We start from the raw sequence: 14,601 nt of genomic DNA on the forward strand, positions 1-14,601 counted from the left end.
CATTCAGGAGTCAGCCAGAGGTACATTTCCGGTTAAAGTCTTCTTGCGAAGCTTCAATGAACAGACAAGCCGGGCCAGGTCTTCCGCTGCATATAGTTCGATAGATCCGCTGCCTGCACTCTTTCATTCAGATCAAAAAACGCGCCAAATAAATAGATTAAAATCAGATTTCAAGCACGAATAAATTCGGGTATAAATTTGTCGTCTTTAACTTATTGCATTATACACAGACTTTCTTTAAAGATTTCAACAAACCTAACCCATATCCTGCCTATGCAACATCCCTGCAGCTAATCGCGCAGCCGCGCCAGCCAGTACTTCTTATTTTCATTACTACTCCAAAAACCTAACAAATGAAAAAGAACACTACCCCATTGCGCATAGCGCCGACCGGTGCTATGCCCCATTCCTTTTTGCCTCTCACCGCTCTTTTGCTCCTGTTTTTATCGATAACGTACGGCATAGCCGGTGCTTCCGGCCCCCTGGAAAAAACAGTCAAAGGCCGCATCAGCGATTCTGAGAACGGCTCGTCATTGCCCGGTGTCAACATCATCGTGAAAGGTACCAGCCAGGGAACGTCTTCGAACTCGGACGGAGATTATGAAATCAAAGTGAATGACAATAGCGCTGTGCTGGTATTCAGCTTCGTAGGGTATGAGAAACTGGAAGTGCCCGTCGGCGATCGCACGCAGGTCAATGTCACCATGAAAGTGGATAGCAAGAGCATGGATGAAGTAGTCGTGATCGGGTACGGAACGGTGCGAAAAAGCGATCTGACCGGCTCTGTGGGAGCTATTAAAGGCGAAAAGCTGCTCGACCGGCAGGCTACCAACGTGGCACAGTCGTTACAGGGCCGTATACCGGGCGTGGACGTGGCCGTCAACTCTTCGGCACCCGGTTACCAGCCCCGCATACGGATACGCGGGGTGGGTTCTATCAACTCCAGTCTGGAACCGTTGTACGTGATCGACGGGATCGTAGGGGTCAGTAACCCGAACTTACTCAATCCGAACGATATAGAATCGCTGGAAGTGTTGAAGGACGCGTCGGCAACCGCCATCTATGGAGCGCGGGGTGCCAATGGAGTTATTATCATTACTACCAAACGCGGAAAGTCCGGTGCGACGCAAATCTCTTACGATGTATGGGGTTCCTACATTACCCCGGCAAGCAGGCTCGGGACACTGACGTCCGAAGAGTTTATGAAAGTTTACAATACTGCATTCGACAATGCAGCCAAATTCGACGAACAGGGCTTCAAGGATGGCAAATATGTTCGTAACCTGCCTGCCAATTTCCCTAATCTTTTCGATGCCAACGGCAAACCGAAATACAACACCGATTGGGAGAAGGAAATATACAAACCAACCTGGGCTCAAAACCATGAACTGGCAGTTCGCGGGGGCAGCGAGAAAAGTGCTTACAGCATTTCAGTTGGGTATACCGACCAGGGCGGCTTAATGCGCCACTCTAATCTGACCCGCTATTCCGCCAAACTAACCCTGGACAATGACGCCACCAAATGGCTGAAAGTAGGCGGAAGCATCTTTATCAACAAGGCACTCATCAAGGAGGTTGATGGGGGTTCCGGCGGATTGAATGTCCCGAGGATGGTGTTCGAAGCTGTTCCCATTTTACCCATCAAATATCCCGATGGCAGCTGGGGGCGCAACAAGGATTGGCCGGGAATGGAAGGCGGCGAGAACCCCGTCCGCATCGCAGACCAGCGTACCCAAACCAACCCGCGCACCGAAATACTCGGGCAGCTTTACTCTAATATCAAGTTTACACCCGATCTGACCCTGCGCACCAATTACAGCTACGAGTTCCGGTTCGATAAAAACAACTTTTACTCGGGCAGGGATCTCAATGCATTGTCGGCAGACCAGAAAGGATCGGCCAGCATTTCGGCCAATAACGAATTCTACTGGCAGTTTGAGAATTACTTCAATTACAACAAAGCCATCGGTACCGATCATAATATAACGGCCCTTGCCGGATTGTCATGGCAAAAACGTTCGTGGGAAAATTTTGGCGTCACGGCACAAAACTTCATCGACGATTTCTGGGGCTGGCATAATCTCAATGTTGGAAATACATTGGTCAAGCCTAATTCCAGCGACCAGGAATGGTCATTGAATTCATATTTCGGCCGATTGAATTATAGCTTCCGCGACCGCTATCTCTTCACCTTTACCGGACGTTATGACGGTGCTTCAAAATTCGGGGTCAACAACAAATATGCTTTCTTTCCCTCCGCAGCTGTTGCCTGGAATGTGAGCCAGGAGGATTTCCTGAAAGCGAATACAGTGATCACAAACCTCAAACTCCGTGCAAGCTATGGCAAAACCGGGAACCAGGAGATTGGTCAGTATGCCTCCCAGCAATTCCTGAGCACCGGTGATGTGCTGCTGGGCGGGGCGAGACAAACCGGTATCTGGCGTGGCTCATTCGGGAATTCCGACCTTCGCTGGGAATTTACCAACCAGCTCGACATCGGAGTGGATATGGGCCTGTTCAACAACCGAATCGACCTGACCGTAGATTATTACCACAAAATCACCAAAGACCTGCTGCTGAATGCCCCTATCCCATGGTCGACAGGGTTAAGTTCTGTCACGCAAAACATTGGATCTGTCGAGAACCGCGGGATCGAAATCGGGCTGAATACCCGCAACATTGCCCGCGAAAACTTCAACTGGAGTACCAATTTTGCATTCTCCGCCAACAAGAACAAAGTGCTCAAACTCGGTAAAAACGGAGATGACATATTTCCTGGCCCCAATTTTCTCGGCAACACCAATATTCTGCGGATTGGCCAGCCGATCGGTACGTTATGGGGATATCGCAGGCTTGGTACCTGGGGAAGCGACGAGGCCGGCAAAGCTGCCGAATATGGCCGGCTGCCGGGCGATCTGAAATGGGAGGACATCAACAACGACGGAAAAATTGACGGGAAGGACGAAACGATCATCGGTCGGTCCTACCCTAAATGGAACCTGAACATCGCCAACACATTCCAGCTCGGCAAATTCGATTTATCCTTCGATATCCGCATCGTCATGGGTGTAAATACAGTGAACGCCACCAAGCATTCGGTAGAAGACCGCCAGGCGATCGCGAGCAGTTCCCGTACGGTGCTCGATGCCTGGACGCCGGAAAACCAGAACACCCACATCGCACAGATCCGCCATTATAATGCAGGTTATGACACGCACATGGACGACTGGTGGGTCGAAGACGGTTCGTTCATCCGTGGACAGAACATTGTGCTGGGCTATTCGCTGCCAACAAAATTCGGGAAGGTGAATTTTCAACGTCTGCGCATCTACGCCAGCGCACAAAACTTCTTCCTGATCGACGATTACTCGGGTTATGACCCCGAAGCCTTGACCGGATTTGGGGGCCAGTTGAACGCCAATATGGAGTTCTTTCAGTATCCGCGCCCCAGGACCTACAACCTTGGTTTGAACATTGTGTTTTAAGGTACTACCCACAAACTGACTACGACAATGAAAAAACATATTCTGTATACCTGTCTTACGCTGGGCCTGATTTCCTGCGATGACTTCCTGACCGAGAACCCGACCGGCCAGCTTACCACTTCTTCGACTGTTTCCAGCCCGGAAATCGCACGTGCTTTCGTAGACGGCGCTTATTCTCAGATCGGCACCTTCAACAACGGTGGCGGCGGATGGGGCGGCAACAATGCATCCCTTACGGAGTTTATGACTGGTAAATCCGATGGAAACTCTCAGACCGAAGCATTCAAGTTTTTTAATCTCGAATACGACGCGAGGGCTTTTTACATTGATAACTGGTGGGCCGGGATGTATTCTGGTATTGCCCGGGCTAATCTGGCTATTCAAAAGATCGGTGAAATCACTACGCTGCCTGCCGCCACCAAGACCAATATGATCGCAGAGGCCAAAACCATGCGCGCATTGTATTACTTTCAGCTGGTAAGAATGTTCGGAGACCTGCCCAAGATTACCACGCTGATCACCTCGCTCGACGAAGTGCAGACGCCACGGTCCGCCGCCAGGGAAATTTATGACGAGATCATCATTCCGGATCTGCTGGAAGCCGAAAAGTCGACATTGCCATGGCGGGATACCAACGGCCGGGTTTCGAAAGGGGCTATCAAATCATTGCTTGCGCATGTATACCTAACCTATGCGGGTTTCCCGGTTCAAGGCGGGGCCGCTGCTTACGCAGAATCGGCGAAGCGTTCGAAAGAACTCATTGACAGCGGTACATTTTCACTTTTCCCGGAATACACCGATATGATCGTTCCCGCCAATCGCAACCAGGTGGAGTTTATATTCCAGGTACAGCATGAAAAAGACATCCGTAACAACGGCCTTACACCCGTCACGCTGCCGGCATTCAGTGGCATAGCGGCCTATTCCGACGAATATGGCGGACTCATCCCGCGGAAGGAATTTGTGGAAAGCTATGAGAAAGGCGACAAACGCGCCAGAGAAAAACAATTCTTTTACACCTATTACAAAGGACATCCGAGCGACTATCCGGCCGGCGATCCGAGACGCGACAGCCTGAACCTGGGCGGATACTACATCTATAAATACTTTGACAAGCAGGCGATCGACAATGACTCAAAGGCCAATATCAACTATACGATCTACCGGTATGCGGATCTCCTGCTCATGTACGCCGAGGCTTCCAACCGTGCCGAGGGAAAACCGAATGAGCAGGCACTAAAGGCCTTGAATGATGTGCGTAAACGGGCACAATTACCAGCTGTCGCTACTACCAACGTTGATGAGTTCGAAAAGGCTGTGTGGGCGGAGCGATACTTCGAACTCTGCTATGAGGGCAAGATGTGGTTTGATATGCTCCGCACCAGAAAGGTCCGTAACGATATCACGAAACAATGGGACAATTTTGTGGGCCACAAGACGGTCTATGGCAAAACCTTCACCGAGAAGAACCTGCTCTTACCTATCCCGCAGCGGGAAACAGATAATAACAAATCGCTGGTTCAAAATGTAGGATTTTAACTAAATATCAGCACTATAATAACCTAAAATTATAGGATTTTGACAAAGAGCCGCCGGACGGGATATTGCCCTAACGGCGGCTCTTTGTGTATTGTCGACTTCGTAACTAGTTGATTATTTGACAGAAAAGTAATTTTCAGCACACAAATTATGCAAACGTTTGCACAAATATTTATGTTTTTTAACGCTCGTTATTCGAAAACTATTGTAAAATATCATAATATTGCAATGCGTTTTTTTAAAGACTTTTATTAATGCCCACTGACGCCACTCACTTTTGAAGCATTTTACCGGCAGATTACCGGCTTATGCCCGGGCTTAATCTCCTAATTCCATCCTCCGCCAGCGAAGACGCAGCGTTACCATTGCCTTCTTTGAAACAGTGTTGCCAGACCAAGTGATCAAGATTTGATTTCAAAAATCCAGGCGATGGAAAACTATGGCCTTAATGGAATGTAATTAATTGAATACCAAGTATAATTTTTTACCCATAAACGAACATTGTTAACTGTAAACCGAGAACTATGATTAAAAAAGAAAAGCAACCGCCTAACAATCTGCTGAAAACTACTACGATTCGCGATTTCCAACACTGCATGAGAAACGTTTAACAAGCCTACTAGATGAAAAATACCGATACCTATCAATGGTTGCTCCGAGTGAGGGGCATCCGAAATTCCCTATTGCTCCTGCCCGCGCTCGCAAGCCCAATGCTGGCGACCGCAAACCACGCCAACTCCGGAATTGCTTCCATTATCCGCGCCGATAAAACACTCAAAGGAAAGGTAACTGATCAGGAAACCGGTGACGGTCTCCCTGGCGTGAACGTCGTGCTCAAAGGAACCAGCACGGGTACCACCACAGACGGAGAAGGTAATTACACGCTCTCCATCCCCGACAACGCGACCCTCGTTTTCAGCTTTGTAGGCTATATAAGCCAGGAAGTTGTTGTAGGTAACCGCACGTCGCTCGACCTTGCACTTCAGTCCGACTCCAAGGCATTGAGTGAAGTAGTCGTGATCGGGTACGGTACCGCAAAGAAATCCGACCTTACCGGTTCCGTTGGTTCCGTCAAAGAAGAGCAATTGAAAGAACGCCCCGCCCCGTCCCTGAACCAGGCATTGCAGGGTAAGATCTCCGGGGTACAGGTGAACGTGAACTCGGGTCGCCCGGGTGGTCGCGCCAACGTACGTATACGCGGGTTCAGCTCCATCAACTCGTCCAACAACCCATTGTATGTGGTGGATGGCGTAATGTTGCCGCAAGCGAATCAGAACCAGCAGAGCCAGGCTATCGACTTTATCAACCCGAACGACATCGTGTCTGTGGAAGTACTGAAAGACGCTTCATCCACGGCGATCTACGGGGCCAGAGGTGCCAATGGGGTGATTATGATCACCACCAAAAGAGGCAAATCCGGCGAGGGCGTTGTTACCTATGGCCTTGATTTGAGCGTACCAACAGCTGGTCCCAAAAGAGCAAAAGTCCTGAACGCCAAGCAATACATGCAGGTGGAAGACCTTGCCTACAAGAATATGGAGAAATACGATCCGGATGGCTGGAAATCCGGAAAATATAAGTCGCATGATCCTCAGGTACGTCGCGCACAATTGCAAGCTGCTCACCCTGATATTTTTACAGTCCAGCCGGATGGTTCATTCAGCCCCAACTACGATACCGACTGGTTCAGAGAAGCAACACAGAACAGGGTTTCTCAAAACCATCAGCTGGGTTTCAGCGGTGGTAACAACAAAACCACTTATTCATTGTCGCTCAACTACCGCGACGACCAGGGTTTGATCAAAACATCGTATCTGAAGCGTTATGCTACCCGTTTCAGCATCGATGACCAGGTCAAAAAATGGTTACGTATCGGTGGAACCCTGAGCTATAACAACCAGGCTGAAAACCTTGTCGACATCAGCGATGCTGTTCCCCGCCAGATGGTGGAAGATTTTCCTTTTCTTCCTGTGAAGTATCCCGATGGAACCTATGCCAACAACCGAGATTATCCGGGTGCAGAGGGTTCGTTCAGTTCGGTACACAGGTTATACGGACGGAAGTTTCACCTCAATACACAAACAACGCTTGGTAGTCTTTACGGAAACGTAACCCTTGCCAAAGGCCTGGAATTCCGTTCTGTATTGGGTGTCAATATCATTACCCAGGAAGCGAACCAGTCACAAACCCGCACGCTAACCCCCAATGAACTGGGTACGGCGAGAAAGGAAAACAGAAAGGAGACCTTCTGGTCATGGGAAAACTTGCTGACCTATAACAAAACCTTCGGCGTTCACTCATTTAATGTACTTGCCGGTATTTCATGGCAGGAAACGAATGTCGCTACCACCGGTGTGGGTGCACAAAATTTCTCGACCGACTATTTCGGTTATGATAACCTTGGTGCGGGAGCGACCTTACCATCTACCAACCCTTACGTATCAGGTGCACAACGTTTCGCATTTAATTCGTACTTCGGTCGTGTGAACTACACGTTGCTGGACAAATACCTATTCACGGTAACCGGCCGGGCTGATGGTTCCTCCAAATTCGGGGAAAACCACAAATTCTCGTTCTTCCCGTCTGCCGCGCTTGCATGGAAAGTTTCGGATGAAGAGTTCCTGAAAGGCAACACATTGATTTCCAACCTTAAAGTACGTACCAGCTATGGTTTGACAGGTAACTCGGAAATCCCACCGTATTCATCATTACCGTTGCTAAGATCCAACTATGCTACGATCTACAACGATACCAGGATCAGCGGAACCGGTATCAACAGGTTGCCCAACAAGGATCTGAGGTGGGAAAAAACAGCGCAAACCGATGCCGGGGTCGAAATCAGTTTCTTTAAGGGAAGAATCTCCCTGGAAGCAGACTACTACTACCGGAAAACAACGGACATGCTCCTGGATGCACCCGTTCCCCGTACAAGTGGTTACGCTGTAATGAGAAAGAACATCGGTTCGATGGAAAACAAGGGATTTGAGTTTACCCTGAACACGGTAAACATCGAGACAGCCAAGTTTTCATGGAATACCAACTTCAATATCTCGTTCAACAGAAACAAAGTGTTGTCACTGGCCACGCCTGCTGACATTTTCGGGGTAGGCGGTCCTTCGATCACCAACCAGACCAGCATTATCCGTATCGGAGAGCCTGTTGGCGCTTTCTGGGGTCTTACACGCCTGGGTACATGGAGCGAGGCCGAAAGAGATCAGGCTGCCAAGTTCACCAGCTATCGTGGTAACCTCAAAATGCTGCCCGGCGATATCAAGTACAAAGACGTCAATGGAGACAACGCGATCACCGATGCCGACCGCAGCATTATCGGAAACGGTAGTCCAAAAGGCTGGGGATCCCTTTCCAACACCGTCCGCTACGGCAATTTTGACCTGACTTTCGACATGCAATTCTCGTACGGAAATGACTTGATGGACATGAACCTGCACGCCAGCGAGGACCGTCAGGCCCTTGCCAACAGTTACGCGACCGTTCTGGGCGCCTGGACACCGAGCAATCAAAATTCACAGATCGCAGAAATCCGGGATACCAAAGCAGGTTATGTAACGAACGTGGACACCCACTGGATTTTCGACGGATCATTCCTGCGCGGCCGGAACCTATTGCTCGGTTACAACTTCCCTGCTGAGATTGCGAGCAAAATCAAGATGAGCAGACTGAGACTCTATGTTTCTGCACAAAACTTCTTCTTGCTCAGCAAATATCCGCATGGAGATCCGGAGGCGACACCGATTCGCGGAGGAGATGCCGACAACGTATTCTCACAGGGTATGATCTGGCATGGCTATCCTAGACCAACCACTTATATGGCAGGTTTACAGATCGCATTCTAATGGCCAGAACCGTTGTATCATCCAAAATGACATTCAGCATGAAACTTTATAATATCAAAAATATCTCTAAAATATTGCTCCTAGGGGCAATTTTGCTGGGTCCGACGAGTTGCTCCGACTTCCTCGATGAGCAGGATCCGTCTAACCTTCAGCCGGACAATTTCTACACGCTTCCCGATCACGCGGAGGCGGCCATCGCTGCTACCTATTCGGAGTTACGCTTTTATGGTGAAGGTGCTGGGATCTTCTCTGCCAACTGGCAACTTCTCGAAGCTGTTACCGGAACCGCTACCACTGAAACCGGGCAAAATTCCGACCTGAACAACCTTTACTCGCTTATCCACGACGGCAACACTGCTCACACCAGCAACTGGTGGAATGGTCTGTACCGGATTATCGCCAATGCAAACCTTGCCCTGGAAAAAATTCCCGGGATCACATTTCCAGCTGCCAATGAGCCGCAGAAGGTGAAGCTGCTGGGCGAAGCACGGTTCTTAAGAGCATGGGCTTATTTCAACGTGGTGAGGCTGTGGGGAGATGCTCCGTTGATCACCAAGCCACAAACTTCTGAATCGGAAGACTTTTTCCCGTCCAGAGCACCTCAGGAAGAGATCTACAAGCTCATCGTGGAAGATCTGGTCGCTGCCGAAGCCGCAGGGTTTCCGGCATTCGCAACAAACGGACGTGCTACGCAAATGGCAGTCAAAGCGCTTTTGTCGAAGGTTTACCTGACAATGGCGGGCTTCCCGTTGAAGAAGGGTGCCTCCCATTACAAGCTGGCTGCCGACAAAGCCTTTGAAGTGATTACCTATTCCAAGGCGAATCCTTCAACCGTTAATTTGTTTGCTACCTACAAGGAGCTTCACCAGGAAAACCTGAAAAACAGGCTGGAACATCTATTCCAGATCCAGTACAATACGGCGGTCGCTGGTTTCCCATTGAATGACTACTTCCCCAACTTCAAAGCGGTGACCTATGCAGGACTGAGCGGAACGGGAAGTACGGTACCTACACGGTCGTTCTACGACTCATTTGAAAAAGGAGACCTTCGTACAAAGGATCAGGAGGGATGGTTTTATACCTCTTACTACACGAATGGTACAGGCGCTCCCTTTGAGCTCGGTGCTCCTTACGTGTTCAAATACTTCAACATAGCGGCATTAGGCGGCCCTGGTATCACACCTACCAGGCTTAACAACCTGAATGTAAACCTGATTCGTTACGCAGAAGTACTGCTGATCTACGCGGAAGCACAGAACGAAATAGAGGGCCCGACTGACGAAGCTTATAATGCTTACAAACGCATCCGTGACCGCGCTCAACTGGTTACTCCCGCAAAAGCTACCTTCACCGCAAACTCTTTCCGCGAAGCAGTTTGGAGAGAGCGCTGGTATGAGTTTGCCTATGAAGGTATTACCTGGTTCGACATGGTGCGTCTGCGTAAAGTGTTCAACGAGAAAACCAAAGGGTTTGATGAATTCGTGGGCCACCTCAACCTGAACGTAGGTTCCGGTGTACCTTTGCAGGCAAAGCACCTGCTGTTCCCATTGGGTACCCAGGAAATGAGAAACAACCCAAACCTGACGCCACAAAACCCAGGTTATAATTGATATTTTCTTATCTGTTTTGTGAAAGCCGGCCTTCATATGAGGGCCGGCTTTTTTCGTTCTTCATCCAGGCGATCATCCCCGCAAACCATTTTCCCTTATATTCATCCCCAAAACAACCCCAGGTAATAGCCCATGTTGGAATGGATTTATCGCGCTGCCTCCCGGCCTTTGTATCTCCGGATCAGTTTATTGCTGCTCATCAGTTACGGCTCTTGCCGGGCACAGCTCGTTATTACGTCCCCTGCTCGCAACCTGGTGATGCAGCGGAATGCATCCGGAACTGCCACGATCACGGTTAGCGCTTATGCCCACTACCCTTATTCCAGCGTTACGGCAACGCTGGCACCCATTGAAGGAAATACACAACCTGCACAGGATCACCTGTTCACGGCGGATCAAACCACACAGGGATTTCTTAATACCACATTCGCCGCCTCCACGGGCTGGTACAAGCTAAAACTTATCGGAACAGCGGCCGATGGTATTATTGACTCAGCCATTGTCGACCGGGTAGGCATAGGGGAAGTGTTTCTGATCACCGGAAATTCCAATGCTATGGGGCTACCTGGCCTTGGCTCTAAAAATGCGACTTCCAATGTTATTTCTTTTAATGCTACCAATAAAACCCTCAACCACGAGAATATTACCGTAGCTCCGGATGGTCCGATGCTGGCGCCGCAATTCACAGTACTGACTCATGAAAATCTCATTTTCCCGAACGGCGAGACGTCCTGGTATTGGGGGGAGCTGGGTGATATGCTGTTTAAAAAGTGGAAAACACCAGTCCTATTTTTCAACGCAGCATGGGCGGCGGCCAATGCGGAGAACTACCGTGACGCCGCCTCCGGCAAGGATGCGTATAACCTGTATGTCGGTAAATACTGGCCCAACCGGCAGCCTTACAGCAATATTGTCAACACCATGCGATACATGACCGCTTCAACCGGCATACGGGCCGTACTTTGGTCGCACGGCGAAAATGACGCCCAGCTGGGTTTTAAGGAAGAGGACTATTTCAATGGCATTAAGACCCTGATCCAGAATAGTCGTAGGGATGCAGGTTACCAGGTCGCCTGGTATTTGGCACGCAATTCGGCAAGCAACTCCAAGCCCGACCCCTATCTTCCGGTCCTTAATGCACAAAACCGGCTGATTACCACGTCGGGTTTAAATGTCTTCCAAGGCCCCTATCTCGACACGATTCAGATTCCACGACCTGTTTCGGGGCATTTTGAAAATGTTTCGGGCGGAATCCAGGGACTTACCCTAGCCGCTACCGCCTGGAACAGGAGCCTGGCCGATTCTGCGATCCGCAAAACGGTTCCTGTGCGACCAGCGTACACACTGCACCCAGGTGTTACGCCCTCCCGCATGCACGCAGGGGCGACTTTTATTTTGCCCTACCACACCACCGGTAAAGCCCCCGATACCCTCCGCATAGGTGCAGAGGTCATGGACGACCAGGGAAACTTTGCGGGGATAGCAGACATTACTGCCGTCACTCCACTCACGGTGCGATTGCCGTCGGGACTTGCCAATGGGATTTACAGCCTTCGTCTCACCGGCCTGAATCCCGTGCTGCCAGGTAGCTTATCCGGGCCTTTCTACATTGATCGCGCGCACAAAACCATCGAGTATGTCAATAACATTTCGGCAAGAATCGTCGGGCAGTCCCTGCATATTGCCTGGGTAACAGCGCCGGTACCGGGTTTGCAGCAAATGGTCTTGCAAAAGACTACCGACGGAATTAATTACAGCGATTTGCAAAGTTTCACACCTCCCGCAAACGGGCAATCCGGTGTGTTTGGCTTCACGGATTCCAATCCAGGAACAAATACGGCCTTTTATCGTGTGAGAATGGAGTATTCTGATGCCGAAGCCACCCATTCGACTATCGTTACGGTTTTCCGCAATGGTGCACCGGCATCCTGGACCATCTTCCCAAACCCCGTCACCCGACAGCAGTTTTTCGTGATGCCTTCGGAAAGCAAGGAAGTACAATACCGGCTTTTTGACGCTGCAGGCAGGGAACACCCCATTTTAACTTCGGAACGAGAGGCCGTGGGACTCACTTCGATACGGCCGTACTATCCTTTGCCAGCCGGGAAATACATATTGCAGATCGGCTCATCCGACCAAATCAGTACGCGGAACATCATCTTCAAATAACACATATCAGGCTGTACTTCAACCCGTTCCAACCTTCTGAAATATAAAGGTGTCCTTGAGGTCAGTTCTTCGTTCCCAAACCAACCGCCCCTTCCGCTATGAAAAAACTGCTGCTCTCTTTACTCCTTCTGACATTATTAGATTCCTGCAAAAAGGGGGAGAACGAAGTTCCTGTTCCGCTGGATATTTCAGGAGCTTCATTCCAAAATTATCATGTGATATCCATCGCCTTCGACGCTTCCGGCACGGCCTGGATGGGTACGCTCGACCTGGGACTGATCCGCTACAACGCGACAGGCATTGCCGTTTTCGACTCTACCAACTCCATTTTACACAAAGCCCCCATCTGGGATATTGAGGTCGACAAGAAAGGAAATGTCTGGATCGCAACCGATGACCTGATCAAATACGATGGTACAAAATTCACCCGTTTTGAATCCAAACAATTCAACCTGCCCGGCAAGGCGGTCCGTTCGATCGGGATCGATGGAGCCAACAACGTCTGGTTTGCCACGGGTGGTTTCGGTGAAGGCGGGCTGAACAAATATGACGGAAACCGTTTCAGCACGTTTACGCCAAAAAATTCCGCGTTACCCGGCAATCTCATTGCCGACATTGCGATAGATCAGCAAAACGTCATTTGGGCTGCGCTCAATGATGGCGTCAACACTACTTCGATTGTCCGCATTAGGGAAGGTAAATGGGACGTGTTCAGTGCAAAGGACCTTGGGTTCAGCCCCTACTACTTCAGGAATATCGTCACCAACAAACAAAATGAATTATTTGCTTCGATCGACTACGGACTTTCGAGTACTATGGTTACCGGGCGACCGCAAATATTCCGTTTTAATGGTCAGTCGGCCAGTATCATCAGTCTGCCGCAGGAAGATAAAGTGATCTATATGACCCGCAGGGTGTTCGTTGATCGTGAAAACCGCATCTGGGCGTCATTTTCGAGCGGTAAGGAATATGGCGTATTCCAAAACGGGCAATGGGAGCTGAAAGACCTGGATGAAAGCGAGGGCGTATTTACATTCGCACAAAGTCCGACGGGAGAAATATGGTTGGGTACAGGCAAAGGAGTCTATATTTTGAAATAAAAACGAAAGGCGGGCCGGTTAAGCTCGCCTTTCACATTTAAATAGGATCCTCACTAGTCCTCAAAAAGACTTCCCAAACCTCCTATCACGGATCCGCTTTCCTTGCGCGCGTTAGGCCCGGCAATGGAAAGCCGCTGGATGAGTTTGGAGATCGGCATCGACTGGATCCAGCAGCGCCCCGTTCCACGCAGTGTGGCCAGGAACATCCCTTCACCACCAAACACCATTGATTTCAAACCACCGGATCGCTGGATATCGAAGCTCAACGATTGCTCGAAAGCAACCACGCAACCGGTATCGATCCGCAGGGTCTCGTTGTTTAGCTGACGCTCGATCACAACACCCCCAGCGTGTACAAACGCCAAACCGTCGCCTTTAATTTTTTGGAGAATAAAGCCTTCTCCGCCAAACAGACCGGATCCGAAGCGCTGGTTAAAATGGATTTTCATGCTCGTTCCCATGGCTGCGCAGAGAAAGCCGTCTTTTTGGACGATCAGCTCATTACCATAGATTTTCGACAGATCGATCGGCATCACCGTCCCCGGGTACGGGGCTGAGAATGCGACCTTCTTTTTACCTACGCCGCGGTTGGTAAAATGGGTCATAAACAGCGACTCCCCTGTGAGCAGCCGTGTTCCGGCCTGGAAAATCTTACCCATGATGCTTTGGTTCGCCTCCGAACCATCGCCCATTTTGGTTTCAAACTGAATACCATCTTCCATAAATAACATGGCACCCGCTTCCGCGATCACCGTCTCGTTCGGATCCAGTTCAATTTCAACGACCTGGATATCGTCGCCAATGATTTTGTAGTCAATTTCGTGTGAGATCATCTTTTCGTAAA

7 protein-coding genes are annotated in these 14,601 nt (G+C 49.9%); 6 read left to right on the top strand and 1 reads right to left on the bottom strand.

Translation table 11 applies throughout. The features are described from left to right. The first annotated feature begins 353 nt into the window (after window positions 1–353). The 6 genes from BP71_RS14805 to BP71_RS14830 all read left to right on the top strand — a co-directional run bounded on the left by BP71_RS14805 (window position 354) and on the right by BP71_RS14830 (window position 13,757). Entirely contained in the window at window positions 354–3,485 is a 3,132-nt protein-coding gene (locus tag BP71_RS14805) for a SusC/RagA family TonB-linked outer membrane protein (protein ID WP_496380436.1), read from the top strand. Between the two features lie 27 nt (window positions 3,486–3,512). Next, a complete protein-coding gene (locus tag BP71_RS14810) occupies window positions 3,513–5,024 on the top strand; it encodes a RagB/SusD family nutrient uptake outer membrane protein (protein WP_496380438.1) in 1,512 nt (503 codons plus the stop codon). A gap of 623 nt (window positions 5,025–5,647) precedes the next feature. Beyond that, complete coding sequence (locus BP71_RS14815; RefSeq protein WP_496380440.1) at window positions 5,648–8,878, top strand: SusC/RagA family TonB-linked outer membrane protein; 3,231 nt, start codon at window positions 5,648–5,650, stop codon at window positions 8,876–8,878. Window positions 8,879–8,916: 38 nt separating this feature from the next. Beyond that, the gene (locus BP71_RS14820; RefSeq protein WP_496380442.1) at window positions 8,917–10,488 is read left to right on the top strand and encodes a RagB/SusD family nutrient uptake outer membrane protein; all 1,572 of its coding nucleotides are present in this window, start codon (window positions 8,917–8,919) and stop codon (window positions 10,486–10,488) included. A gap of 132 nt (window positions 10,489–10,620) precedes the next feature. Next, complete coding sequence (locus BP71_RS14825) at window positions 10,621–12,657, top strand: T9SS type A sorting domain-containing protein (RefSeq protein WP_496380444.1); 2,037 nt, start codon at window positions 10,621–10,623, stop codon at window positions 12,655–12,657. Between the two features lie 98 nt (window positions 12,658–12,755). Further along, window positions 12,756–13,757, top strand: coding sequence for a ligand-binding sensor domain-containing protein (locus tag BP71_RS14830; protein ID WP_496380446.1), 1,002 nt, complete (start codon window positions 12,756–12,758; stop codon window positions 13,755–13,757). 53 nt (window positions 13,758–13,810) lie between these two features. Here the strand turns inward: BP71_RS14830 and BP71_RS14835 are convergent, their stop codons facing one another. Continuing rightward, window positions 13,811–14,590 carry a TIGR00266 family protein gene (locus BP71_RS14835; RefSeq protein WP_496380448.1) on the bottom strand — a complete coding sequence of 260 codons (780 nt, stop codon included), beginning with the start codon at window positions 14,588–14,590 and terminating at the stop codon, window positions 13,811–13,813. Window positions 14,591–14,601: the final 11 nt, after the last annotated feature.

It is taken from the genome of Dyadobacter ginsengisoli DSM 21015, from assembly GCF_059568735.1.

Coding starts and splice junctions, on each gene's coding strand:
- BP71_RS14805 (WP_496380436.1), top strand. CDS start 354: ATGAAAAAGAACACTACCCCATTGCGCATAGCGCCGACCGGTGCTATG.
- BP71_RS14825 (WP_496380444.1), top strand. CDS start 10,621: ATGTTGGAATGGATTTATCGCGCTGCCTCCCGGCCTTTGTATCTCCGG.
- BP71_RS14815 (WP_496380440.1), top strand. CDS start 5,648: ATGAAAAATACCGATACCTATCAATGGTTGCTCCGAGTGAGGGGCATC.
- BP71_RS14810 (WP_496380438.1), top strand. CDS start 3,513: ATGAAAAAACATATTCTGTATACCTGTCTTACGCTGGGCCTGATTTCC.
- BP71_RS14835 (WP_496380448.1), bottom strand. CDS start 14,590: ATGATCTCACACGAAATTGACTACAAAATCATTGGCGACGATATCCAG.
- BP71_RS14830 (WP_496380446.1), top strand. CDS start 12,756: ATGAAAAAACTGCTGCTCTCTTTACTCCTTCTGACATTATTAGATTCC.
- BP71_RS14820 (WP_496380442.1), top strand. CDS start 8,917: ATGAAACTTTATAATATCAAAAATATCTCTAAAATATTGCTCCTAGGG.